Annotated in this window: 19 protein-coding genes; 8 read left to right on the forward strand and 11 right to left on the reverse strand. The window is 40.3% G+C overall.

The window, feature by feature from the left end:
• The first annotated feature begins 109 nt into the window (after positions 1-109).
• Complete coding sequence (locus I6E70_RS04735) at positions 110-1,243, forward strand: endo-1,4-beta-xylanase (protein WP_197188156.1); 1,134 nt, start codon at positions 110-112, stop codon at positions 1,241-1,243.
• A gap of 265 nt (positions 1,244-1,508) precedes the next feature.
• Entirely contained in the window at positions 1,509-2,015 is a 507-nt protein-coding gene (locus I6E70_RS04740; protein WP_197188157.1) for a hypothetical protein, read from the forward strand.
• A gap of 186 nt (positions 2,016-2,201) precedes the next feature.
• Here the strand turns inward: I6E70_RS04740 and I6E70_RS04745 are convergent, their stop codons facing one another.
• Together I6E70_RS04745 and I6E70_RS04750 are read right to left on the reverse strand one after the other, a co-directional pair.
• Positions 2,202-2,639, reverse strand: a complete 438-nt coding sequence (locus tag I6E70_RS04745) for a cupin domain-containing protein (RefSeq protein ID WP_197188158.1) — start codon at positions 2,637-2,639, stop codon at positions 2,202-2,204.
• Between the two features lie 14 nt (positions 2,640-2,653).
• On the reverse strand, positions 2,654-4,501 hold the full coding sequence (locus I6E70_RS04750; protein ID WP_197188159.1) for a DUF5060 domain-containing protein: 1,848 nt from the start codon (positions 4,499-4,501) through the stop codon (positions 2,654-2,656).
• Positions 4,502-4,658: 157 nt separating this feature from the next.
• Here I6E70_RS04750 and I6E70_RS04755 point away from each other — a divergent pair, with 157 nt between their 5' ends.
• Positions 4,659-5,798: an endo-1,4-beta-xylanase gene (locus I6E70_RS04755; RefSeq protein WP_197188160.1), complete on the forward strand. Its 1,140-nt coding sequence runs from the start codon at positions 4,659-4,661 to the stop codon at positions 5,796-5,798.
• A gap of 68 nt (positions 5,799-5,866) precedes the next feature.
• Here I6E70_RS04755 and I6E70_RS04760 read toward each other — a convergent pair whose 3' ends face one another.
• The 6 genes from I6E70_RS04760 to xylB all read right to left on the reverse strand — a co-directional run bounded on the left by I6E70_RS04760 (position 5,867) and on the right by xylB (position 13,211).
• A complete protein-coding gene (locus tag I6E70_RS04760) occupies positions 5,867-6,844 on the reverse strand; it encodes an aldose epimerase family protein (protein WP_197188161.1) in 978 nt (325 codons plus the stop codon).
• Between the two features lie 13 nt (positions 6,845-6,857).
• On the reverse strand, positions 6,858-7,241 hold the full coding sequence (locus I6E70_RS04765) for a hypothetical protein (protein WP_007585159.1): 384 nt from the start codon (positions 7,239-7,241) through the stop codon (positions 6,858-6,860).
• A gap of 107 nt (positions 7,242-7,348) precedes the next feature.
• The gene (gene tkt, locus I6E70_RS04770; RefSeq protein WP_197188162.1) at positions 7,349-9,367 is read right to left on the reverse strand and encodes a transketolase; all 2,019 of its coding nucleotides are present in this window, start codon (positions 9,365-9,367) and stop codon (positions 7,349-7,351) included.
• Between the two features lie 58 nt (positions 9,368-9,425).
• Positions 9,426-10,367, reverse strand: a complete 942-nt coding sequence (gene tal / locus I6E70_RS04775; protein ID WP_442960293.1) for a transaldolase — start codon at positions 10,365-10,367, stop codon at positions 9,426-9,428.
• 36 nt (positions 10,368-10,403) lie between these two features.
• A complete protein-coding gene (gene xylA / locus I6E70_RS04780) occupies positions 10,404-11,723 on the reverse strand; it encodes a xylose isomerase (protein WP_024594232.1) in 1,320 nt (439 codons plus the stop codon).
• A gap of 30 nt (positions 11,724-11,753) precedes the next feature.
• On the reverse strand, positions 11,754-13,211 hold the full coding sequence (gene xylB, locus I6E70_RS04785) for a xylulokinase (RefSeq protein WP_197188164.1): 1,458 nt from the start codon (positions 13,209-13,211) through the stop codon (positions 11,754-11,756).
• A gap of 162 nt (positions 13,212-13,373) precedes the next feature.
• On the opposite strand from xylB, the gene I6E70_RS04790 reads away from it, so the two are divergent.
• Complete coding sequence (locus I6E70_RS04790; RefSeq protein WP_197188165.1) at positions 13,374-14,330, forward strand: Gfo/Idh/MocA family protein; 957 nt, start codon at positions 13,374-13,376, stop codon at positions 14,328-14,330.
• Between the two features lie 94 nt (positions 14,331-14,424).
• Here I6E70_RS04790 and I6E70_RS04795 read toward each other — a convergent pair whose 3' ends face one another.
• A complete protein-coding gene (locus tag I6E70_RS04795) occupies positions 14,425-16,035 on the reverse strand; it encodes a glycoside hydrolase family 43 protein (protein ID WP_197188166.1) in 1,611 nt (536 codons plus the stop codon).
• A gap of 211 nt (positions 16,036-16,246) precedes the next feature.
• On the opposite strand from I6E70_RS04795, the gene I6E70_RS04800 reads away from it, so the two are divergent.
• Together I6E70_RS04800 and I6E70_RS04805 are read left to right on the forward strand one after the other, a co-directional pair.
• Positions 16,247-17,287, forward strand: coding sequence for a LacI family DNA-binding transcriptional regulator (locus I6E70_RS04800; protein ID WP_197188167.1), 1,041 nt, complete (start codon positions 16,247-16,249; stop codon positions 17,285-17,287).
• Positions 17,288-17,354: 67 nt separating this feature from the next.
• The gene (locus tag I6E70_RS04805; RefSeq protein WP_442960294.1) at positions 17,355-18,758 is read left to right on the forward strand and encodes a sugar porter family MFS transporter; all 1,404 of its coding nucleotides are present in this window, start codon (positions 17,355-17,357) and stop codon (positions 18,756-18,758) included.
• Between the two features lie 584 nt (positions 18,759-19,342).
• On the opposite strand, the gene I6E70_RS04810 is transcribed toward I6E70_RS04805, so the two are convergent.
• Positions 19,343-20,602, reverse strand: coding sequence for a hypothetical protein (locus I6E70_RS04810; RefSeq protein ID WP_197188169.1), 1,260 nt, complete (start codon positions 20,600-20,602; stop codon positions 19,343-19,345).
• 9 nt (positions 20,603-20,611) lie between these two features.
• On the reverse strand, positions 20,612-21,961 hold the full coding sequence (locus I6E70_RS04815; RefSeq protein WP_197188170.1) for an AAA family ATPase: 1,350 nt from the start codon (positions 21,959-21,961) through the stop codon (positions 20,612-20,614).
• 684 nt (positions 21,962-22,645) lie between these two features.
• Here I6E70_RS04815 and I6E70_RS04820 point away from each other — a divergent pair.
• Together I6E70_RS04820 and nhaA are read left to right on the forward strand one after the other, a co-directional pair.
• Positions 22,646-23,794, forward strand: coding sequence for a N(5)-(carboxyethyl)ornithine synthase (locus tag I6E70_RS04820; protein WP_024590357.1), 1,149 nt, complete (start codon positions 22,646-22,648; stop codon positions 23,792-23,794).
• Positions 23,795-23,964: 170 nt separating this feature from the next.
• Positions 23,965-25,329, forward strand: a complete 1,365-nt coding sequence (gene nhaA / locus I6E70_RS04825) for a Na+/H+ antiporter NhaA (protein ID WP_197188171.1) — start codon at positions 23,965-23,967, stop codon at positions 25,327-25,329.
• Positions 25,330-25,483 lie beyond the last annotated feature (154 nt).

Genomic DNA, 25,483 nt, shown 5'->3' on the forward strand with positions numbered 1-25,483 from the left:
TTACTCAGGTTTGTTTAATTTATAATTAATGGTCATTTTGACTATATCATTTATTTTTTTCGTTGTATGATATTTATCGAAAATAATAACGATTCAACGGAGCACACACATGCATAAAAAACACACACTCAGCCTGCTTTTACTTGCAGGATCATTAAGCGTAAACGCTGCACAAGACCAAGGCCTTAAAAACACCTTTGTAGACTCATTCAAAATGGGGGTTGCTGTAAATCAAGATATAGTGACAGGCAAAAACGCAGCCGCGCAGTCAATTATTGCTAAGCAATTTAATACAGTCACCCTAGAAAACGCCATGAAAGCAGAAGTAATTTACCCACAGCAAGGTAAGATCGATTTTAGTGGTGCTGATGCATTTATAGATTTTGCCAAGCAAAATAACATGTTTACCGTAGCCCACACCTTAGTGTGGCATAACCAAACACCTGACTGGTTTTTTACAAATAGCAAAAATGAGCCAAATACCCCTGCAGAGCAGTTAGAGCAAATGCGCAAACACATAGAGCTGGTAGCAGGGCGCTATAAAAACAAAGTAGATGCATGGGACGTAGTAAACGAAGTGATTGCTGATGATGGCTCTTATCGCCCAACTGTGTGGGTTAACCGCGTAGGCGATGGCGATACTATGGTAAAAGCCGCATTTAAATACGCCCAGCAGTATTCACCTAATACCGAGCTTTACTACAATGACTTTAATGCATGGCGACCAGAAAAAAGAGACGGCATTATACGTATGATCAAAATGCTGCAAAAAGAAGGTATTCGAATCGATGGCATTGGCATACAAGCGCACTGGGGGCTTAATTTTCCTAAAATGCAATACATTGAACAAGCCATTGACGCCTACGCTGCGCTGGGTATAAAAGTGATGATCACTGAGCTTGATATAGACGTGCTGCCTTTAACAAAAGAAGGGCAGATTACCGGCACCGATATGATGAAACCACAGTTTCAGTTAGAAGAGTTTGAAACCTACCTCGACCCATACAAAAATGGCTTGCCGAGCGACGTAGAAGCGCAACTAAACGCCCGTTATAAAGCCTTGTTTGAACTGTTTTACGCAAAACGCGACAAAATAGACCGCGTAACCTTTTGGGGATTACACGATGGTATGTCGTGGAAAAACGACTACCCAATCCCAAACAGAACAAACTACCCATTACTATGGGATCGTAATTTAAACCCTAAGCCAGTTATTAAAACCATTGCTGAAGTAGTTCAGTAAACCGCATTGTGTAGTCAAAGCCGAGTATTTTTAAATACTCGGCTTTTTTTTGGGAATTTTCACGAAGAGAAAAGAATGAGAAGAAAATGAGAAGTGCCCCATGACTTTTAAGCATCATGATAAGCAAAAAGAGCTTAAAGTTTATAACTAGCAATAGGTTATAGTATTTGGTACTAATGTAGTTAAAGAGCATGCTGTAATCATAAAGTGAAAAATAATTTTTGATTGAGCTTTTATTTGAATCTCTAATTGGGAATTTTATTGAATGATTAATATTTTAGGAAATTTTGCTAGATTAGAAGAGCTTTTTTTGATGCTTGATGCAAAATTATCCGAAATAGATTTAGCGATTCAAAGTTCAGCAGACCCTGATTCAGATGGCTTATTTGATCAGTCAGAATATTATGTTGGTCTTGGTTTTGTTGCTGCGCAGCAATGCTTAGTCGAAACAGTTATTTTTTCAGGTTTAGGTAAAAATAAAAAAGCATATAAATTAGGTCCTCGTCACCGTTCTGGAATTGCTTATGTAGCAGCAATAAACTCTGCCGCTGATTGGTGGAAACATGAAGCAGAATGGTGGGTTGATTTGGATATAATTAAAAATTCAAATGCTACAACTGTAAATAACGTTCTAGTCATTTCAAATAGTAATAGTTATCAACTATCGAACCTTTTATTCGCATTATCAAATAATAAGGAAATAAAGCTAAAGTGTTTGTTGCCAATAATTACAGAATGGGAACATGCGTTAACTAATTGGAAGAACAAATAAGAAGTTGCCAAGATACATTTATTCTTTGAGGGGGCTTATATAACCTTATTTAGGAATGGTTATTTTTTCTCTTACTCAAAATAGCCTGTGTTCTGATCCAACATCAGGCTGTTTTGTTTTCCTCTAAAAGCGAAGCGCCTCTTAACCTCTTTGTGCATAATTCACTTAGTCTATTTCACTAAAAAACTACTTAGCCTGATACCTCACTACTACAAACTTAAGCGGCGCATCGCCGTTGTTATAAATGCCGTGTACGTCGTTAGGGGCTGCAAATAAAATATCTCCAGTGCGTGCTGGCTGGCTTTTGCCATTAAGCGTCCACGTGCCAGAGCCTTCAAGAATCATTAAGTATTCTTCATCGGGATGCTGGTGGGCAGGATGTATTTCGTTATGAGGTTTAATAACGGCAACGCCTGTAATAGCGCCTTTGGTGAGTGGTGTATCGCCATAAAAGTAAGTATGAAAATCGCCGCCTTCGTAGTGAGTAATGTGCGCATCTTTTTGACTCACAATAGCTGATGTAAGTTGTGTGGGTTTATCTTCTGCGTTTACAGGCAATGCTATGGTGGCTGCGGTTGTAAGTAATACGCCGGTTACACAATGTTTAACTGTTAAATGATTCATGGCTGTTATCCTTATTATTTAGCGCTTAGGTTAATTAAATAAACCCAGTCGTTGTTAGGTGTGTTGGGTGGTGTTGCCAGTTGTGTACTCGTTGCGGTATTTACACAAAAGCGTTTGCCGTTTATGTAGTTGTTAGTTCGTGGGTTAAACCAGTCGAGGGTATAACACGCGTTTGGTAATGTGACTTGTGCTTGGCTTGCATTACTAAAATAAAATAAGTAAAACGTTGAGTTATCACTTAACGCCCAGCCTGTTTTTGTAAGCTCTGGGGCTGGTGTAAGCTTTGTAAATGGCACGTATTTTTGAAAAAACGCAACAGCGTTGGTCATCGCTAAATAGTAATTTTTGTAAGGCGTTAAATCTTGTTCAACAAGGTCGCCGCCACCGCCTAAATAAAACTCAATACCTGCGCCACCTGCCATAAATGTGGCCCACACGTTACTTTTACGCCACGTATCTACATTGTTTGCATACTCGTAAATATAGGCCTCGTCCATGGTGATCACCCACGGGTGAGCATTGTTTTGAGTAAGCTGGCGGTACTTTAAAACATCGCCGTAAGTGGTGTTAGTTTTAAGTTCACCTTGTAAGCTTGCCCCTGTGTAGGCGGGGTAGCCCAAAATGTTGTCGTTTGGTTTATCGTAAATATGGTAGTCGAGCGACGGGCCATTGTGTACAACAATATGCTCTGGGTAGTAGGTGAGTGATTGAAAGTAATCGGCAAATTGCTTTCTTTGTTTTGTGGTATTAGCTTTTTGTTGTTTATCGTCGCCGCTTGGATCTTGCCAGCCGTTTTCTTCGCCTATATTCCACGTGGTTGCTAAATGATAGCCAAAGCGGGCAAATAACTCGCGATAGTAAATTTTACGACTAACAGCAAAGTCGTTTTTAAGCTGGCTTTCGTTCCATTCAAACAGTGATTCGTTTTCGGTTTCGCTCATTACAAAGTGAGTCATTATGCCTTTTTGCTGCATGTGGCTAAATACAATATCCCACTGAGTTAATTTAGATACATCGTAGCGTGTGGTTTGGGTTTTGCTAAGCCATGGCCAAACTTGGTCGCCATCGCCGTAGGCGTTCATGGTTAAAAAGTAATACGCGTTAATGTTAAGCGACGCTAAATAATTTATTAGCCCAATAATGCCTTTAGAGGATTGATGACTACTGTTATCAGTCTCTGTATTGATTGTTTGCCATGTAGGGTCGCTATTTTGCCAATGCTTTATATGCGCTTGGTAGTTACGCTTTGTGGGAGTGGCATCAAACCCTGAAAAGCCAAGCAGCACTTCGGGGCTGTTAGCACCGGCTTTTAAAAAGTACTCTTTTGAGCCATTAAACTGCAAATAGGGTTTATTAACGTATTCAAGCTTACCTTTGCTTTTAAAGTCTTTACTGCTGGATGACTTAGTGGCGGTGGTAACATTAAACTCGCCTGTTTGTTTATCAAAAAAACCGCCTGATTGCTCATTTGTAACAGTATTTAATGGCACGCTTGCGATATTACGGCCTTTAACAAATGAGAGTGTATAGCGCCATTTGCCAAGTTCGTTGGGCGAAAACAAAACCTGCCATTTGTTGCCTGCTGTTGCATGTGTTTGAGCAGTGTTTGCATCGGCTGCATAATATCCAGGTACTGTATATTGCCTGTTAGTGGGGCTGGTAAATGTTGCATCTAAGCGGTAGTCGGTAAAGGGGTTAGGCGTGGCAAGCTCGCTGGTGTGCGGGCCTTCAAGGGTTAAGCTTAATTTATGCCAAATAGGCACGTGAGTGCTGGTTTTATCTGCTCGAATTAGGGCGCTGAAAATAAATGAGGCGAAAAATGCGCTAATTAACAGAAGCCGTTTTATTGTTATTTTTTTCATGTGTGTCCTTGCTAATTTTGTTGCTAGTAAAGTGTGTGATTAAGGAATGTGTACTGTGTTATTTTTGTTCAGTCTATTTTAATAAAACGTTGTTGTCAAAAAGACTATATGGTGTTAAGTTTACCTTGCACACTAAAAAACACACAACAGGTACATCATGCATAAAAATAAATTTACGATTGCTATTTTATTAGGAATGTCGAGCCTTGCACTTGGCTGTAATGGTGCAGCAGAGCAAAGTAAACCAACATTAAAAGCGCCGGAGCAATTAACGCTTAAAGCGCAATTTAAAGACCACTTTAAAATAGGTACAGCGATTAGCCGCGACCAAATATTAGGGGCTTTGCCTGAAGATTTAAATGTGGCTAAAGCGCAATTTAATACCTTTACGCCAGAGAACTCAATGAAGTGGGAGCGTATACACCCAGAGCTTGAAACCTATGATTTTGAAGCCGCTGATGCGTTAGTTCAGTACGCACAAGAGAACAACCAAGAATTAGTTGGGCACACATTAGTGTGGCATTCGCAAACTCCTGACTGGGTTTTTGAAGACGAACAAGGCGAGCCGCTAACCCGCGATGCATTACTTAAGCGCATGCAAAACCATATTAATGCAGTTGCAGGGCGCTATAAAAACCGTATTTTTGCATGGGACGTGGTAAACGAAGCACTTAACGAAGACGGCACACTGCGTGAATCTAAATGGAGCACCATTATTGGTGACGACTTTATAGAATATGCGTTTAAATACGCTAAGCAGGCAGCGCCTAATGCCAAGTTATACTACAACGATTACAACTTATATAAGCCAGAAAAAAGAGACGGTGCAATTGCGCTTATTAAAAATTTACAAAGCAAAGGCATTGAAATAGATGGTATTGGTATGCAAGCGCATTATTCCCTTGATAACCCAGAGCTTTCGTTAATGGAAGACTCTATTGTGGCATACGCTGCAACGGGTATTGATGTGATGATAACCGAGCTTGATATTTCGGTATTGCCATTCCCTGAGGGTGAAGAACAAGGGGCTGATATTTCGTTAGATATTGCGCTACAAGAGCGATTTAACCCATACCCGAATGGTTTGCCTAGTGAAGTAAACACCCAGTTAGGCGAGCGCTATAAAGCCGTGTTCGACATACTTAAAAAACATGACGATAAAGTAAGCCGCGTTACTTTTTGGGGCATAAGCGATGCACGCACTTGGCGTAACGATTGGCCAATGCAAGGGCGCACCGATTACCCATTATTAATTGACCGTGAGCTAAAACTTAAAAGCTTTGTAAGCGATTTATAATCGCACTAAACATTTAACCTCCCGCAAAGGATCGCTTAATAGCGATCCTTTTTTGGTTTATAAAATAGCTATTTTTTATTGGTTTTAGTTAAGCAGTAACTAATATGCGTTTGCAAAGGCACTTGTGGTGTTAAATAGCTAAATGGGAAGAGTGGGTTATTAGGGCTGTCGGGGCAAAATTGCGGCTCTAAGCAAATACCGTCAAATTGGTTAAACGGATTTTTTAAGTGCTGCCCTGTATATACCTGAATAGCAGGGTAGTTAGAAAGCACACTCAGCATTACTTTTTCATCGGCGCTTGTAAGCTCTGCGTGTTGCTTATTGGCTTGCAGATTAAGTACTTGCTCGGTTACAAAGTTATGATCGAGTTTATCGGTTTTATTAAGCACCCGCGCATTTGTGTAGTCAAAAGTGGTATTTGCTACTGGGGCTAGTAAACCTGTGGGAATGGCGTTTGTATCTACGGGGGTATAATGCGCGGCAGCCAGTTTTAATGTATGCCCTTGTGCGCTGTTAGTAATGCCATTTAAATTAAAATATGGGTGCGCTGTTGGCCCTGCAATGGTTTTTTTATTACTGGTAATCGTAAATTTAATATCAAGATTACTTTGGTTTTTACTGTTAGTGGTAAAGGTATACAGCACGTTAAATATAGTTTTACCGGGGTAGCCGTTGTATCCATCGGGTAGAGTAATACTTAAACTTAGCGCATTTTTTTGATGATAATCGAGCTGCCAAAATAAGTCGCTTAATGCTTTTTGGCCGCCGTGAAGTTGGTTTACTCCTTCGTTTTTATTAAGTGCATAGGCTTTATCATCGATGTTTATTTGGGCGTTACTTAGCCTGTTTGCATAAGGACCGGCTACAGCGCCTAAGTAAAACGTGTCATTTAAATATTCATTAATATTAGAATAGCCAAGTACAATATTTCGTTTTTTATTATCAACATGGGTAACCCAGCTGGTAAGCCGGGCACCGTAGTTAATAATAGAAATAGTGTCGTTTGCTTCATTACTTAGTGTGTATTGAACAATTGAAGTTGTCATGGTAGTTACTCTTTTAATTGTTCGTTCTAGCTTTTTTAATTTCTTCTTTTACGATTGGGTACAGATCGTATGTTGGATAAAACTCAGTGCTGTAGGCTTTCCAACCATAACGTTCAATCGATAAATTTACTTTTGGTAATAACGCTGCCGGAAAGCGCAAGGTAACTACTTGCCCTATACCCATCATTACTTTCCAAGATTCTACTGTTGCGCCTTCTGGCGGGAAGTGTTTGTAAAAGTTAGCGTTGTTGAGTATTTCTTTTATTTCAGAGAGGTTTTTTGATTGGTCGTGCTTTAAAAAAATCGTTAGCATTAGTTCATCATTTTGCTCGTCACTTGCCCATGCGTTAAAACTAGTACTTGCACTAAAAAGCATAATTAATAGTAAGTATTTCATAGTTCACCTTTGTTAGTTAATTATAAAAATGCGCCGAGCTTTGAAAGGCTTGGCGCATTAATTGGATAAAGTTTGGATTATTTAGCGCATTACGCGTACTAAATATATTAAGTGTTGGCTTTAATTAACGCCTGCGCGGTGCTCACTACATTTTTGGTGGTAAAGCCAAAATGCTCTAATAACACGTTACCTGGCGCCGACTCACCAAAAGTGCTCATACCAATTACTTTGCCTTGTAAGCCAACATATTTAAGCCAGTAATCTTGGTGTGATGTTTCAATTGCAATACGGTTTGCTACCGAGTTTGGCAATACACTTTGCTTGTAATCGTCTGATTGTAGATCAAACAATGTGGTGCTTGGCATTGATACCACACGCACTGCAACACCTTGTGCTGTCAGCTCTTTTGCGGCTTGCATTGCTAAATCAACTTCAGAACCCGTTGCAATTAAAATAAGCTCAGGCACTTTATTGCTATCGCTAAGAATATAGCCGCCTTTTTCTATGTCGCTAATTTGCTGAGCGCTGCGTGGCTGGTGGTTGAGCCCTTGGCGACTAAAAATAAGCGCAGTAGGTTGCTGCTGATTTTGTATCGCGTTTTTCCACGACACTGCAGTTTCTACTGCATCACACGGGCGCCATGTGACTAAGTTTGGGGTCATACGTAGGTTGGCTAGTTGCTCAATAGGTTGATGAGTCGGGCCGTCTTCACCTTGGCCAATAGAGTCGTGGGTATACACAAATATATTTTGAATACCCATAAGTGCCGACATTCTTACTGCGTTACGGGCGTATTCCATAAACATTAAAAACGTAGCACCGTAATTAATAAAGCCACTGTGCAGTGATATGCCATTCATAATGCCGCTCATACCAAACTCGCGCACGCCATAAAACAGGTAATTACCGCTGGCGTCATCTGCGCTTATGCCTTTAGAGCCAGACCACAGCGTTAAGTTAGAACCGGCTAAATCAGCAGAGCCACCCAGTAACTCTGGTAAATGCGGGGCAAAGGCTTCAATGGTGTTTTGCGAGGCTTTTCGGCTGGCAATGTTAGCGGCGTCATTGTTGCACTGTGCAATATAGTTGTTTGCAATAGCTTCAAAGTTGTCAGGCAGGGTACGTTTAATTACGCGGCGTTCAAATTCTTTGGCAAGCTCAGGGTGGCTTTTGGTGTAGTCGCTAAACAGTTGCTGCCATTGTTTTTGTTTTTTATCACCGCTTTGTTTAGCGTCCCAATGGGCGTAAATATCATCACTGATACTAAATGCTTCATTTGGTAGGTTTAAAAATTTGCGTGCAGCAGTTATTTCGTCATTACCTAATGGCGAGCCATGGCAGTCGTGCGAGCCTGATTTATTTGGCGAGCCAAAACCAATCACGGTTTTACAACAAAGTAGAGTAGGTTTATCGCTCACTCGTTTGGCTTGTGCAATGGCGTTGGCAATTTGCTCTGGGTCGTGGCCGTCAATATCTTTTATTACATGCCAGCCGTAAGCGTCAAAGCGTTTTGCGGTGTCGTCGGTAAACCAGCCCTCAACGTGTCCGTCGATAGATATGCCGTTATCGTCCCAAAAAGCAATAAGTTTACCCAGGCCTAATGTGCCTGCAAGCGAACATGCTTCGTGCGATATGCCTTCCATTAAACAGCCATCACCCATAAAACAGTAAGTGTAATGAGCTACAATATCAAAACTCTCTTTGTTAAATTGTGCTGCTAGGGCTTTTTCGGCAATAGCCATACCTACGGCATTTGATAAACCTGCGCCAAGCGGACCTGTGGTTGTTTCAACACCTGGGGTATAACCGTATTCAGGGTGACCTGGGGTTTTTGAATGCATTTGTCTAAATTGTTTAAGCTCGCTAAGTGGTAACTCGTACCCGCTTAAATGCAATAAAGAATAAATAAGCATAGAGCCGTGACCGTTACTAAGTACAAAGCGGTCTCGGTTTGGCCAATTTGGATCGGTTGGATTGTGGTTTAAAAAATCGTTCCACAGTACTTCGGCTATATCGGCCATACCCATAGGTGCGCCCGGATGCCCTGAGTTTGCTTGCTGTACCGCATCCATACTGAGTGCACGAATGGCATTAGCAAAAGGCGCACGAGAAGAAAGTTGAGTCATGTATTACCTCAAATAAAATTAAAAAAGCCCGCACGTTATGTAGCAGGCTTGAGGGAAATTAGTTTAGTAAGTCTTCAACCAATTTAGCCAAAATACGCTGATCTTTGGCAAAGTTACGAATACCTTCACCGAGCTTTTCGCTGGCCATTGGATCTTCGTTGTGCTGCCATAAAAATTGCTCGTGGGTGAGTGGGGTTATGTCGCTTTGCGGTGCTTTGGCAATGTTTGCAGCGTCAAGCTTTGTAACCAGTTCACCTTCTTGGCTTTGTAAATCATTGAGTAATGATGGCGAGATAGTCAGTAAATCGCAGCCAGCAAGTTCGATTATTTCCTGAATGTTTCTAAAGCTTGCGCCCATTACCACGGTTTTATAATCGTACTTTTTATAGTACTGATAAATACCTGTAACCGACTGCACACCAGGATCTTCGCTTGGGGTGTATTCTTTATTATCGCGGGCTTTGTACCAATCAAGAATACGACCAACAAACGGAGATATAAGCGTTACGTTAGCTTGTGCGCACGCAATGGCTTGAGCCATCGAAAAAAGCAGCGTTAAGTTACACTTAATGCCTTCTTTTTCTAATTGCTCTGCGGCTTTTATACCTTCCCATGTTGAAGCAAGTTTAATAAGTACGCGGTCTTTTGAAATACCCGCTTGCTCGTAAAGTGAAATAAGCTTACGCCCTTTGGCAATACTTGCTTGGGTATCAAACGATAAACGCGCATCTACTTCGCTCGATATACGCCCAGGTATTACTTTTAGTATTTCACAGCCAAAGTTAACAATAAGTTGGTCGCATATAGCGTCAACGTTGTTGCCAGCTTTTTGTATAGCGTCTTCAATTAAATGTTTATATTGAGGTAATTTTGCAGCTTGTAAAATTAACGAAGGATTGGTTGTTGCATCAACCGGTTGTAGGGCTTTGATTGACTCTACATCGCCACTGTCGGCAACGACTGTGGTTACTTTTTTGAGTTGTTCTAACAAGTTCATAATGATGTACGCCTCGGCTTTAAAACCGAGGCGATGTCCTTATACGTAGCGGTTAACAATATTCTCAAGCAGTTCTTGGCGACCAGAAACTTGCTTAGGATCGATGTTGTTCTCGTGTACTAAGGCTGAAAGGCTTTCAAGTGATTGCTCACCATTTAGAATGCTTTGACCTAGGTCTTCTTTCCAACCAGCGTAACGTTTTTCAACAAAATCAGTCAGCTCGCCACCTTCAATCATTGCTGCTGCATTGAGTAATGCTTTAGCCATCGTATCCATACCGCCAATGTGACCAATGAATAAGTCATCACGCTCACACGATTGACGACGAAGTTTAGTGTCAAAGTTAAAGCCGCCCGTTGTAAAACCACCCATTTTTAAAATTTCGTAAACAACAAGTGTGCACTCAGCTACATCGTTAGGAAATTGGTCAGTATCCCAACCGTTTTGCATGTCGCCACGGTTAGCATCAATACTACCCATAATGCCTTCTGCGCAAGCAACTGCAATTTCGTGGTGGAAGCTATGACCCGCAAGTGTTGCGTGGTTTGCTTCAATGTTTACTTTAATTTCGTCTTGTAAGCCGTGCTTGTATAAAAAGCCTGCAACCGTTGCTGTATCGTAATCGTACTGGTGCTTAGTTGGCTCTTGTGGTTTTGGCTCAATTAATAATGTGCCTTTAAAACCAATTTTTTTCTTGTGCTCTACAACCATTTTCAAAAAGCGTGCGTACTGTTCGCTTTCTTGTGCAAGGTCTGTATTTAGTAGCGTGTCGTAACCTTCACGACCACCCCAAAGTACGTAGTTTTCGCCGCCTAAACGATGCGTAATTTCCATTGCATGTTTAACTTGTGCTGCTGCATATGCATACGTATCAGGGTTAGGGTTTGTTGCACCACCGGCACAAAAACGCTGATTTGAGAATAAGTTAGCAGTACCCCACAGTAGTTTTACACCTGTGCGCTGCATTTCTTTTTCGATAATGTTAGCTATGTGCGTTACGTTATCGTGGCTTTCTTGTAGTGTTTTGCCTTCAGGGGCAATATCAACATCATGAAAACAAAAGTAAGGAACGCCTAATTTTTCATAAAATTCAAAGGCTACTTTTACTTTTTGTTCAGCAAGTTCTAATTGATTGCCTACAGGTTGGATCCAAGGACGGTCAAACGTACCTTCACCAAAAATATCAAACCCTGTAGAACAAAAGTTATGCCAGTAACAGGCTGCAAAACGTAAATGTTCTTTCATTGTTTTGCCAAGCACTACTTGGTTTTCGTCGTAATAACGAAATGCAAATGGATTTTTAGAGTTTTCACCCTCAAATTTGATTTTTTCAACGTTTGTAAAAAATTGTTCGCTCATAATGTGCTCCGTTAATTTTATAATAGTGTATTAAAAGTATGTTTTTACACTTTGGTAAAGTGCTTTGTATGTAGTGTATTGCTGCGCGTAAAAGTCTTGCATGACTGGGTCTGGCTCAATTGTTTGCGTTACTTTGCCGTTAACACACACTTGTTGTGCAGGGAGTTGTGTTACTGCTATTCGGGCAAGTCTTGCTGCGCCAAATGCGGGGCCAACCTCTGAGCCTTCTCGGTAAATTAGGGGGCGGTTGAGTACACTTGCGATGATTTTTCCCCACAGTGGGCTTTTAGCGCCACCACCAATAACGGTTACATCGTCAATTTGTGCGCCAGCATCAAGCAGTACTTGTTGGCCATCGGCAAAGGCAAAAGCAACGCCCTCTAGTACTGCGCGGCCAAGGGCTGCTGCATCGGTATCGCTGTCTAAACCAAAAAATACGCCTTTGGCATCGGGGTTATTATGCGGCGTACGCTCGCCAGTTAAATAAGGTAAAAATATGACTGAGCTTGGTTTGCTAAAATCGCATTTACTTACTTGTTCAAGCAATGCGCTTTCGTTTTTAAAACCGGTTAATTTAGTGACCCAGGTTAAACAGCTTGCTGCGCTTAACACCACTGACATTTGGTGCCAGGTGTTTTCAATGCAATGACAAAAAGTATGTACAGCACCTTCTGGGTTAGGCAGGTATTTATCGTTAGCAACAAAGTAAACGCCCGAAGTACCTAATGACAAAAACGCTTGTTTAGGCCTTACTACGCCAACACCGGCAGCGCCTGCAGCATTATCGCCACCGCCTGCCACAACGGGAACTTGCTCCATTCCCCATTTAGCAGCAACTTGGGCTGTTAATTTGCCAGTAATTTGTGTGCCCTCAAAAAGGGTAGGCATGTGCTGCTCTGTTAAGTCGCAGGCGCTAAGCATTTTTTGCGACCATGCTCTTTTTTCTACGTCTAGCCACAGTGTGCCTGCTGAGTCAGACATGTCTGATGCAAAATCACCGGTCATTAAAAAGCGTAGGTAGTCTTTTGGTAGTAATACTTTGGCTACTTTTGCAAAGTTTTCTGGTTCAAACTCTTTTAACCACACCAATTTAGGCGCAGTAAAACCAGGCATTACTATGTTGCCGGTAATATTACGAGAATTTGGTTCGCGTTTTTCAAGCTCTACACATTGTGCAGCACTGCGCCCGTCGTTCCATAAAATGGCTGGGCGAATAATATTATTGTTTTTATCAAGCAGCGTTGCGCCATGCATTTGCCCAGAAAGGCCCACAGCCTTTACCGATTTTAGTAATGCAGGGTGAGTATTTTTAAGCTCCTCGATTGCACTACAGGTAGCAAGCCACCAATCTGAAGGGTTTTGCTCAGAAAAAAGTGGTGCTGGGCGTGAAACGCTTAAAGAGCCACTTGCTTGAGCAAGCAATTGGTCTTGCTCGTCTAAAATAATTACTTTTACACCTGAAGTGCCTAAATCGATACCAAGGAACATAAATGTGATACTTAATGTTGTTTTAGTGTTAGCGCTAACATTAATGATTTGATATTGTTAAGTCAAGCTAGTTTTAAACTATGTTTAACAATTAATTTGCAAGTTTATTGCTTGGTTGTTGGAGTTCACTTAAATTTCTTTTTAAGATCATAAGGAAACACTATGAAAAAAATAAACTGGGGTATTGTTGGTTGTGGCCGAATTGCCGCACAATTTTGTGAAGACTTAGCACATACAAATAATGGTGTTGCGTACGCAGTTGCAGCAAGAAATGGGGATGATGCAACCGCTTTTGCGAGCAAGTATGGTGCGGCTAATGCCTACGAAGGGTATCAGGCACTATTTGACGATAAAAACGTTGATGTAGTTTACATTGCGACCCCGCATAACTTTCACTTTAAAAATGCCAGCGATGCTATTAAAGCAGGTAAGCATGTATTGTGCGAAAAGCCCATTACGGTCTCGGCTGAAGAGTGTAAGCAGTTGTCTTTACTGGCTAAAAAGCACGACGTATTTTTAATGGAAGCCATGTGGACGTACTTTTTACCTGCAATACAAAAAGCAAAACAATGGGTAGAGCAAGGGCGAATTGGCACTATTAAACATGTTAAAGCTGACTTTGGTTACCCTGTGCCTTTTAACCCCGACGGGCGTGAATACAACCCAGATTTAGCGGGCGGTTGTTTACTTGATATGGGAATTTATCCGCTTGCCATTGCCAATTACTTTTTAAATAACGACCTTGAAAACTTACACGTAAGAGCAAATATTCGCTATAAAGGCGTGGAAGACGATGTACTTATTACTGCTAATTGTGGCGATGTAATGGTGAGCTTAGCAACGTCATTTCAATGCCGGTTAGGGAATGACGCGTATATTATTGGCGACAAAGGCTATATAAAAATACCCGATGCATTTAGAGCTTATGAGTGCTCCTTGTATGAGCTTGATGACTTAATTGAGCATTTTGAAGATGGCAGGCAGTCACAAGGTTACAGCTTTGAAGCCCAAGAAGTAGGGCGCTTACTGAGCGAAAATAAACGAGAGAGTGACATTATGAGCCACTCTCAAAGTTTACTTTTACAATCACAAATGGAGCGTATTAAAGCCCTGTTTTAAAATAGTTTTAAGAGAACTTTAATAGAGCTTTGAATGAGCTTTAAAGCAGTTTCAAAAAGCTTTCAATCAACTAATAAACTTAACTGGCGGCGATTTATTCGCCGCTAGGTTCGTCATAATTAAAAAATGAAAAGTGAGCTTCTTTATTTTTCCCCGATAAGTCTTGGCACGCCATACCAACAAAAGCACCAGTAAAACACGGGCGATACCCTTGTGGTGATTGCTGCACGTAATCATCAGATAAAATACTGCCATCGAGCACTGGACCAAACTTTATCCAGCAGCTTTTTTCGGTGGCGTAGTAAAACTGCAGCTGAGCGCCATTAAAGTCAGCTTTTAAGTAAACAGGTTTGTTTGTTTTAAGCAAAAGCGGTGCAACAGGCGTGCTTGTTTGGTATTTATCGCAGCTTATTATATTTAAATAACGTGGTGTGGTTTCATCGCCTACATCGCCGCCGCTTATATGCAAATAGTAGTAATGAGCGGTATTGTAATAACATACAAGCCCCGCCATTTGCTGAAAACTGCTCGGCGCAAAATCAACGCATGTGCTGCTAACAGTATGATGAGCCTGTACACGCCTGGCAATAAAACTTTGCTGATGCAATGAGCTTAAAGACTCTTTACCTACTAGGGTAAGCGATGCTTTTTGAGTGTTTTTATACACCCAGCTTTTGCACATGGGTATGCGCAATGACTGAAAATCAACAGTAAGCCCATCGTTACTAAAATCAATATGTGTTGAGGGTTGAGGCTGTGGGTTTAGCGTTAAACCTTCAACGGGTACGTGTATTCTGGGGGCTTTATTTGTGTGTTTGGCATAAGGCCAGTCATCGTCTTTCCAGATTATTTGCTCAATCCCTGTTTCACGCCCTGTAATGCAGCGGCCGCGCTCAGTCAGTGGTCTAGATGTTAAAAATACCGTGTACCAATCACCGGTTTGTGTTTGAAAAAAATCTCCATGGCCACATTTTTGTAGCGTATTACTCGGCTCGTGGGCTGCTGTAATAACGGGGTTGTGCGGGTGTACTTGGTAAGGGCCAAATACGTTTTTAGCACGCGCTACACTAATGCAGTGTTCATACCCAGTGCCACCTTCAGCGGTAATTAAATAGTAGTAAGCGCCGCGTTTTAAAATATGTGGGCCTTCAGTGCAACCAAGTTTTGTGCCTGAAAATATAGGTTTAACATCGCCTATTAATTTATTGGTTTTTAGGCAAAGCTCTTGCATTACTATGCCACCAAATAGTGCGTTGTTGCGGTGATCAACCAGCATGTTTAGCAAATAGCTTTTACCGTCATCATCGTGAAAAATAGACGGATCAAAACCGCTAGAGTTTAAGTAAGTCGCTTGTGACCAGTTACCGGTAATATCAGTGGTTGATACAAAATAGTTTGGTGTGTCTTTGTAAGGGCCATCAAAGCTTTTTACATTGGTATATACCAAATAAAAACGGCCATTATTGTAACTAAGTTGCGGTGCCCATACGCCGCAAGAGTCGGGCATTCCTCGCATATCGAGTTGCTCTACGGTGTTAAGTGCTTGGCCTATAACTCGCCAATTTACTAAATCGGTAGAGTGGTGAATTTGCACACCGCCAAACCATTCAAATGTTGAAGTGGCTATGTAGTAGTCGTTATTAACTCTGACGATGTTTGGGTCTGGGTTAAAGCCTCTTAGAATTGGGTTTTGCAGCATGCTCATAATATAGGCCTTTTTAAGTTTTTTATATTATTGGGTATGAATATTACAAATTTGTTGTTAGCGCTAACATTTTCGGTGTAGTATAAGACTTTGTCAATAAGTAATCATATAAAACGCGCTGTAAACAATATCAAGCTTTACAATTATGTATAATGAAAATTAAGAAAGTTAATTATAACAATCCACTGATTGTGAGTAGGTAATAACAGTAATGGCCGATCCTAAAAGAGCAAGAATACAAGATGTAGCCGAGCAGGCTGGTGTATCAATGATGACAGTTTCGCGCGTGCTCAACCAAGACAAAAAAGTAAGCGACAAAACCCGCGAAAAAGTAATGACGGTTGTTGAGCAATTAAATTACAGGCCAAATGTGTCTGCTAGGCGCCTTGCTAGTACTAAGTCATTCTTTTTAGGGCTTTTATACGATAACCCAAGTGACTCTTACATAAGCCAGTTTTTGTTAGCAGCGCTTAAAAAATGCCGCGCTCTGGGCTACCACCTAGTTGTTGACGAAGCGCATACCGATATTGACAAAACAATTGAATCGGTAAAGCAACTTATTGATGTTACACAAGTTGATGGCATGATTTTACTGCCTCCTATGTGCGATAACGAACAGGTTTTAGATGTGCTTACTAAAGCTCAAGTGCCATTTGTAAGAATAACGCCAGATACAAAATTAAATCGCTCCCCTTATATATGCATGGACGATTATCAAGCGGCGTTTGATGTTACAGAGCATTTAATAAATCAAGGGCATAGCAAAATTGCACATATTATTGGCGACACTAAACAAGGTGTAAGCCGTTTGCGTTACCAAGGTTATTTAGATGCGCTGCGCTCTAATGAAATAATAACGCCACCTGAGTATATAGAGCAGGGCAGTTTTACCTATCAATCGGGTATGGAAGCGGCAATAAAATTACTTTCGCTTGATGATAAACCAACAGCTATTTTTGCAGCTAACGATGATATGGCAGCCGCTGTAATCTCAATAGCTCAAAAACAAGGTATTAATATTCCAAGCGAACTGTCGGTTGTTGGCTTTGATGACACGCAACTTGCGACCATAGTTTGGCCAAATATTTCAACCGTAAGACAGCCCATTAATGAAATGGCTGAGCTTGCCATTACTTTACTTGCATCAGGTCAGTATAACGATTTGAGCAATGTAAAAAGCTTAGACTTAAGACATATTTTAGATTTTGAATTAATAGAAAGAGAATCAAGCTCAGCCAATAAAAATAACTAAATAAGCGAAAACGTATATCCTTTTGAGCTTCAAAATCTATATAAAATAACAACAACACACAATATGGATACTTATGAACGAGAAAGAAAATGTACTTTTAATAGTATTGGTTTGCTTTGTTGCGACCATTGGCGGTTTTTTATTTGGGTTTGACAGCGGCGTAATTAACGGCACGGTTGATGGGCTCCAAACTGCGTTTGACTCCAGTAGTGCGGGTACGGGATTTAACGTATCGAGTATGCTAATTGGTTGCGCCATTGGTGCTTTTGGCGCAGGTCGATTGGCTGATAAATTTGGTCGGCGTCCAATTTTACTTTTTGCCGCTGCTTTATTTATTATAAGTGCTTGGGGCTCGGGTGTGTCAGTCACATCGTTTGAATTTGTGATTTATCGCATTTTAGGTGGCTTAGCTGTAGGGGCTGCATCGGTTATGACCCCAGCTTATATTAGCGAAATTGCCCCCGCACGATACAGAGGCACGCTCTCTACACTGCAACAAGTGGCTATTATATTTGGTTTGTTTAGCGCATTTGTAAGTAACTACTTTTTAGCAAATACGGCTGGCGGTTCTACGGCTTTATTTTGGCTCGACTTCGAAACATGGCGTTGGATGTTTTGGGTTGAATTATTACCTGCATGCTTGTTTTTAATCGCTTTATTTTTTATCCCCGAAAGCCCTCGATACTTAATTATGGCTGGTAAAAAAGACGCTGCTGCACGTGTGTTATCGTCATTATATGGTGCTGAAACTGCCTCTCTTAAATTAAATGAAATAGCAGAGTCTCTTGCTGGTGATAAACACCAACCTAAATTATCTGATCTTATTGATAAACCTAAAAAACGTTTACGCCCCATTGTTTGGATAGGAATTGGCTTAGCTACATTTCAACAATTAGTAGGCATTAACGTTGTTTTTTACTACGGCGCGGTACTTTGGCAAGCCGCTGGTTTTACTGAATCTGACGCGTTACTTATTAATATAATAAGCGGCTTTGTAAGTATTTTAGCGGTGTTTATTACCATGTATTTTATAGACAAAATTGGCAGAAAACCTTTTTTGTTAACCGGCTCAATTGGTATGACGGTGACGCTTTCGGTTATTGTTTATGCCTTTTTAAATGCAGATATTGGCTCAACAGGTAATTTAGAATTAGGAGAGCAGGGCATAGTTGCTTTAATAGCCGCTAATGCGTATGTGTTCTTTTTTAATCTATCGTGGGGCCCTGTAATGTGGGTTATGCTAGGTGAAATGTTCCCTAACCAAATTCGCGGCTCTGGCCTTGCAGTTACCGGCTTTGCCCAGTGGATAGCTAACTTTTTAATTACCTGGTCGTTCCCTGTTATGCTCACAGGCATTGGTTTAGCTGGGGCTTATGGTTTTTACGCATTTTGTGCGTTTGTTTCAGTTATATTTGTATTTAAGTTTTTACACGAAACCAAAGGCAAAGAGCTTGAACAAATGAAAGGCTAGTATTATCCCTTTAATAAGCGCCAAAACTAAAGCAATAGAACTAGAATAATAGAACTAAAGCAATAGTTTTGGCGTTGTTAGACTGCTTCACTCGTTAAGCTTTTTTTACCAAACCCAAACATTTTATAAACTCGTAGTAATTACCTCATTTCTCAATAGTTAAATTACTAATGCACTTAAGTAAAGTGTGAGTCGCTTGTTCAATATCACGATTTGCAATAGCGTTTAACATCATTTTTTAAACTTTTATTATTTCGATTTAAGCTGCCTCGATCGCTGTTTTCCCTTAGTTGTTAACTGGGTCATCAGCTTTCGAATATGTTTAAAGATGAATAATATTAGACGTGACGTAGTTTTTAAAAAGACGTAGTAGAGCGATTGGCGTAATAGACAGCTAAAAAACACATAAAGCTAATAGTTTGCAGTGAGCGATCAACGGACGGTCAAATTTATATTTTCGATGGGCAGCTTCTCACTCATAGCTGCCGTTGATGTTTTGCTTCTACAGATAAATATTATATTTGAAATGTGAGTTGCCAGCTTCTTCTGTTTGAGAGTAAAGGCTGGCTTAAGGTGCTGTTAAACTATAGCGCCTGATCTAGTAATGCTAATGCTGATACAATGGTATGAACTGAATTTCGTTCGAATTCGGCTCGGTCTACTTCATCATGAGTGCCTTTGTTCAGATATCTCCATTCTAGAGAGTCACCATTAATACCTAATAATTGTTCAATGGGAGACAAAACATTATGTTTTTCAGCGTCAGTAAAGTCACCTTTTTTAATCTTACTTTTGAGTTGGTCTGTTAATTGACGTAATCCAATTGGTGCGTTTGCGGCACGTAATTTGATACTTAAATTACCATCACCATGTTTGCTGACATATTGCCATACTTTCCCTGTAGTTAATGACTCCAAAGCTTGGCGAGATTTACCCAGTGCAAATCGTAATTCATTTTTGCGAAAATGCTCTAATGCCCCCTCAATATAGTTTCTTGGGGCGCATTTGAAATCAACTTGAATATGCGGTTCATCAATGCGGGGCAAGAACGCTAACCGCTGACTACTTTTAACTTGTTCCACCGACAATTGATTTTGGATATCTTTAAAAAACTCCTCCCCATGACACGTCAAAATAATTTGTTTTCCATCAAAGTAATCATCTTCAAATAGCGTGCGTCTGATGGATTGACGATGATCATCATCAATGGCATTAACTGGGTCATCAAAGATAAGAAGAGGACAATCTTCTTTGATATTTTTCGCCAGTAATATTGCCAAGCCAACACAACGAATATGCCCTTCACTTAGTACATGAAGCGCATCAAAATATTTTTGAGGCTCGTTTTGGTAGGAAATTTTTAGCTTCTGGTTTTGTGCTAGCGGTAGCTGAATTGATGCCAATAGCTCTGTTGGCGCATCATTACGGTTGAATGCATTATATAATTTAACAACTTCATCTCCTAAGTTTTCGACTAGCAGTGCAGGTAGCTTTTTGCGATAGGCGTTAAGTAAAGTTACAAACTGCTGGTAGGACTCTCTGATGTCAATATTCTGTTCAACAATAGGCTTTTCTTGTTCGACTTCACCGATGAGTGCTTTATTTGCTTCGTCAAATTCACTAATTAGTTTTTGAGCACCTTTAATTGCGTTGATTGCCGCCCCCTTCGAAGCAGCTAGCTTTTGAGCGTCATTTAAGAAACCTTTTAATCGATTCAATTCTTGTTGCTGAGCTTTCTTATTTTGTTCAATTTGAACACTTTTAGTATCCTGTTTTTCTAGGTAATCTACTTGTGTATCAATATGCTGAATGGCTGATGTGCCATCGCCTAGCGCTGCATGCAAACTATTCCACTATGCCACATTTAATTGGGACATATCAGCTAGCTTGAATTGTGCTAACTTGTTATCAGTGGGATAAAAATTTAAACAAGTGGATAATATCTGATGCAATTCTTGAAGCTTTTGAAGCACTGTTTGCTCAAGTTGTTTTATTTTAGTTTGCAATTCAGCTAGGTGTTGAAGTTTGGCTAGCTCCTCTACTGCGTGAGTGAAAGGATTAACGGATACTTCCGTTAATGGGGTTAAACATGCAGGGCATTTATCAGGACTAATTTGTTGAACTTGAGTTACTGATTCAAATAGCCGCTGGAAAGATACTTGTTGGCTTGCATTCGCTAATTCTTCTATTTTTTGCTTATGATCGTTTAGACTACTTACTAACGTTTGTTTGATTAAGGCTAGGTTAGCAGCGGTTAAGTTACTTTTTTGCGGAACAGGCTTTTGCACCTCTGCTTCTAATAAAGGTATTTGTCCTTGTCTTTCCCCTGAGCCATTAAGTTCAAACATCATTTTCAGTAAAGTACAGCCTTCTCTATAGCGTATTGCTAGTGAAGTTTCTTCACCCTTCACCTGTTCAACAATACCTTGATTAAGCCTTATTTGCTGCTCAGCGCCTTGGAGTTGTAGCCGTTTTTGAGAAAGCTTCTTTGCTTTGACACCTTCTACATCAATGTGTTTTCCATCCATTTCAGGAGAGAAATTTTTGACAAACTCATTAAACGCATCAAGGCCAAATAGTGTTGATATTAGTTCTGACTGTTTGGCTGGAGCTTGTGCAGCAATACGTGAAAAGCTGTCTATTCGATTTTTCTCAACAAAGCAAAATCGATAAAGAGCATCATTAGGTTTGATATTGACATCACCGCCTTCAGCATCAATTCCGATCAATTTGGGAGGTGCGAATTTATTGGTATGGGCATTTTTTAAATAAGCTTCAACATCTCTAAAACGTTTACTTTCAGCTTCTGCTACTGAACCTAATAAGGCATATTCTAATGCTTCACAAAAACTAGATTTCCCCGTACCATTTGGCCCAAAGATAAGTACTAGCAGACTATTTAGGTCAAAAGTTTCCTCACGGCTAAATCCCCTAAATGAATCAACCGATAACTCTTTTAGTAGAGTAAAAGATGCAACATCTGACTCAACATCTTCAAGATTAGTTGGAATATCTTGGCTTACGCTAGCCCATTCTTTTTGAGCAAGCTTTGCGACATGTTTAACTCGTTGTCCCTGATAAGTACTTAGTGGAACAATTTCATCCAGATTTTTTAGTACCAAGTTAGCGAATTTATGAACTGACGCACTAGATGGAGATGAAAGTAAAGTTTGCAGAAAACGTTGAAATTCAGACTGAATCATACTTTCCCTTATATTTGATAAATTGTCAGATTAGGCAGTAAAATCTATACCTAACGACAGTGTCCTTATTAAAGTCTAATATCAAAGCTATCAGTTAAAAAAACTTGTGTAAATCAATATGCAACCTAATGTTGATTACTTTGATTTTACACAATTAAAGTCTCTGTATGGAATTGGGTTAAATACTTAGATCGACTAAAAGTAACTCTATAGAATTATATCAATGACCGCTTTAGTGGCATATAAGAATTTCAGCTTATAGTAAAATTGAAATGCAGAATGACCGCGATTGGTACATAGCCGGAGTTGATGTTAAAGCCAAACGTTCAGCTAGCCCAATATAAAGCGGATTAAACCTGCTCTACAGAATAACTTGCGAAGTTAAAACCTCAGTAATTAGCGAGTACTCCCTTTATTTCAGTTTGAGATACTCAAGTTAGTAATACTTATTTCTGATATACTCATTCAGCACTTTTACTCAAAAGGTAATAGTCTTCAGCTTGCAACTCAATGCAAGTTAACTCACTGCTCTTCATTATTTATTGTCAAAATTACACCTTTGTAAAATAGAGTTGGTTCATCCGAGCCAAAAACGTACAGAAAAAACACCGCCTAAGTTTATTGGCGAAGTATGATGATTCGTTGATGAACTCAAGCGTACTTACTTTATAAACAGGACTTAGCATGAGTGAATTAACTATCGGCGTTATCGGAACATCCCGCAAGACAGATGAAAGACGGTATCCTATTCACCCAGAGCACTTATTACGAATTCCCGAAAGTCTTAGAAAACAAATGGTGTTTGAACAAGGCTATGGCACCGCTTTTAATGTTAGCGATGAATATATTGCAACGTTAACGGGTGGCATTGCATCGCGCAGCGAAATACTTACCCATATTGGCACTGCTATTATTGCAAAGCCTGTACTTGCTGACTTAGAAGAAATGCGCGAAGGAGGCACTATTTGGGGCTATGCCCACTGCGTTCAACAGCATGAAATAACACAAGCGGCGATAGAACGTAAACTTACCTTAATTGCTTTTGAAGATATGTATGTGTGGTCACCACAAGGAAATGCAGGGCGCCATACTTTTTATAAAAACAATGAAATGGCAGGGTATTGCGCTGTAATACATGCTTTGCAACTTAAGGGTATTGATGGTCATTATGGCGATCAACGTAAAACGATTATATTTAGTTTTGGTGCAGTGAGTAGAGGCGCAATTTACGCTCTTAAAGCGCATGGTTTTAGAGATATTACAATTTGTATTCAGCGTCCTGATCACGAAGTGCGTGAAGAAATATTAGATTGTCATTATGTTAAGGTACGAGAAGGTCTTGAAGGAGAGGCTCGCATGATGGTTGTTGAGCATGATGGGACTAATCGACCTCTTGGCGATCTAATTAGCGAAGCCGATATTATCGTTAACGGGACTTATCAAGAAACAGCTCATCCGGTTAACTTTGTAATTGAAACAGAGGCCGACTGCTTAAAACCAAACAGCTTAATTATTGATGTTAGCTGTGATGAGGGGATGGGATTCTTTTTTGCAAAGCCGACAACGTTTAAAAACCCTTTATTTCGATATAACAACACGGATTATTATGGCGTTGATCATACACCGAGTTATTTATGGGAAAGCGCGACGCGTTCAATCTCTGCGGCGCTCATTGTATATTTACAAACGATACTTAAAGGTGCTTTGCAGTGGCAAAAAGATGAAACCATTCGCCGTGCAATAAACATTGAGCAAGGAATAATTAAAAATACGGCTATTTTGGCATTCCAAAACCGCGAAAATATTTACCCTTATAACGTAATAACACAATGATTATATCTATCTCTAATCTAATTTTACGTAAGATTAATTAGGGGTGTGCACTTCGTCTTAATGCTAGTAATTTTAAGGCGAAGTGTTTGTTGACTGATAGTAAAACTGGAGAACTTAAATCTTAAAAGTTTTTATAAAACGAACACCCACAATTTATAAGGCTACCTGATATGCCTAACGATTCTAAAAATATACTAAATCGTGGCTTAGACTATATGCACGACCCATTTTCTAATTTTATGCGTGCTCAAACCACCTCTAGTCTGTTTCTTCTGGTATCTACGATCATTGCACTATGGTGGGCAAATTCAGCTTATTCAGCTACCTATCTGAACTTAGTGCACACGCCTATTGGGATCTCATTAGGAAACTTTGAGCTAAAAACCTCGCTTAAACACATTATTAATGATGGTTTGATGGTGATATTTTTCTTATTGCTTGGGCTTGAAATAAAAAGAGAGGTACTTGCTGGAGATTTAGCTGAGCCCAAAAATAGACACATGCTCATTTTTTGCGCCATAGGCGGAATGGTCGTGCCGGCTGGTATTTATTCGTTGTTTAACTGGGGGCAAGATTCACTGATTGGTTGGGGTATACCCATGGCAACCGACACTGCGTTTGCATTAGGTGTGCTTACAATTGTAAGAAAACATATACCAACAAGCTTGTTGGCTTTTATTGTAGGTCTTGCGATTGTTGACGATGTGGGGGCAATACTCGTTATTGCCGTGTTTTATACCCAAGAAATATCGGTGATGTATTTGTCATGCGCCGTTGTTCTATTTACTTTTTTAGTAGCCGCCAATTATGCCGGAATAAGACAACCGCTTTTTTACATTATAATTGGTCTTGCCACCTGGTGGATGATGTTACAGTCAGGTGTGCATCCTACTGTAGCAGGTGTTGCTATTGCTTTAACGGCTCCTGCACGCTCAATGTTGGGCTCAGGAAGGTCGCTTGAAAAGGCAAAAACAACCATTACCTCTATGCAAAAAGAAATAGAGAAAGTAGATGTTCTGGCTAGCAGGCAGGATCATAAACAGGTACTCGAAATTCGTGATTTAGCCGAAAATGCGGGTACACCTTTGCGTCGGTGGGAAGATGTGCTGCACCTGCCTGTCGCACTGTTTATTTTACCGCTATTTGCTTTAGTTAATGCGGGTGTGGTTTTTAACTTTAGTTCATTTGTTGAGAGTCTCAGTGATCCCGTTGGCTTAGGTATTATTAGTGGTCTTGTTGTTGGTAAGTTTATTGGTATTTCGGGTGCGTGTTGGCTTGCTTTGCGCTACAAAATAGGTTGCTTGCCTGAGGGCATCAATCTTCAGCATGTTATTGGTGCTTCACTTATCGCCGGGATTGGATTCACCATGTCTACCTTTATTGCTACGTTGGGGTTTGATGGGCAAGCCGAGCATCTTCATAACGCAAAAACATCGGTTTTAGTGGCTTCGGTTCTTTCTGCAATACTTGGGGTTTTATATATTCGAGTGGTTGCCTCAAAAAAGAGCAATAAATCAATTAATTCAACGCCGTAATAGGGCGTGAAGGGGCTAATGGGTATTCAATAATGTGTACTCATTAGTTGTACTTAACCCTTTATTTATCAATTAAACCTATTGTTTAAAACACGCTATGTGGCGTACCGAACAGACCAATTAAAATAAATACGCTAATGTCTTACTAAGGTTT

The sequence above is a fragment of the Pseudoalteromonas sp. NGC95 genome (genome assembly GCF_015864705.1).
GTDB lineage: Bacteria > Pseudomonadota > Gammaproteobacteria > Enterobacterales > Alteromonadaceae > Pseudoalteromonas > Pseudoalteromonas arctica.

What these genes read in the sequence shown, in the direction of transcription:
- I6E70_RS04735 (WP_197188156.1), top strand. Translation starts at nt 110, where the DNA reads ATGCATAAAAAACACACACTCAGCCTGCTTTTACTTGCAGGATCATTA.
- I6E70_RS04740 (WP_197188157.1), top strand. Translation starts at nt 1,509, where the DNA reads ATGATTAATATTTTAGGAAATTTTGCTAGATTAGAAGAGCTTTTTTTG.
- I6E70_RS04745 (WP_197188158.1), bottom strand. Translation starts at nt 2,639, where the DNA reads ATGAATCATTTAACAGTTAAACATTGTGTAACCGGCGTATTACTTACA.
- I6E70_RS04750 (WP_197188159.1), bottom strand. Translation starts at nt 4,501, where the DNA reads ATGAAAAAAATAACAATAAAACGGCTTCTGTTAATTAGCGCATTTTTC.
- I6E70_RS04755 (WP_197188160.1), top strand. Translation starts at nt 4,659, where the DNA reads ATGCATAAAAATAAATTTACGATTGCTATTTTATTAGGAATGTCGAGC.
- I6E70_RS04760 (WP_197188161.1), bottom strand. Translation starts at nt 6,844, where the DNA reads ATGACAACTTCAATTGTTCAATACACACTAAGTAATGAAGCAAACGAC.
- I6E70_RS04765 (WP_007585159.1), bottom strand. Translation starts at nt 7,241, where the DNA reads ATGAAATACTTACTATTAATTATGCTTTTTAGTGCAAGTACTAGTTTT.
- tkt (WP_197188162.1), bottom strand. Translation starts at nt 9,367, where the DNA reads ATGACTCAACTTTCTTCTCGTGCGCCTTTTGCTAATGCCATTCGTGCA.
- xylA (WP_024594232.1), bottom strand. Translation starts at nt 11,723, where the DNA reads ATGAGCGAACAATTTTTTACAAACGTTGAAAAAATCAAATTTGAGGGT.
- xylB (WP_197188164.1), bottom strand. Translation starts at nt 13,211, where the DNA reads ATGTTCCTTGGTATCGATTTAGGCACTTCAGGTGTAAAAGTAATTATT.
- I6E70_RS04790 (WP_197188165.1), top strand. Translation starts at nt 13,374, where the DNA reads ATGAAAAAAATAAACTGGGGTATTGTTGGTTGTGGCCGAATTGCCGCA.
- I6E70_RS04795 (WP_197188166.1), bottom strand. Translation starts at nt 16,035, where the DNA reads ATGAGCATGCTGCAAAACCCAATTCTAAGAGGCTTTAACCCAGACCCA.
- I6E70_RS04800 (WP_197188167.1), top strand. Translation starts at nt 16,247, where the DNA reads ATGGCCGATCCTAAAAGAGCAAGAATACAAGATGTAGCCGAGCAGGCT.
- I6E70_RS04815 (WP_197188170.1), bottom strand. Translation starts at nt 21,961, where the DNA reads ATGATTCAGTCTGAATTTCAACGTTTTCTGCAAACTTTACTTTCATCT.
- I6E70_RS04820 (WP_024590357.1), top strand. Translation starts at nt 22,646, where the DNA reads ATGAGTGAATTAACTATCGGCGTTATCGGAACATCCCGCAAGACAGAT.
- nhaA (WP_197188171.1), top strand. Translation starts at nt 23,965, where the DNA reads ATGCCTAACGATTCTAAAAATATACTAAATCGTGGCTTAGACTATATG.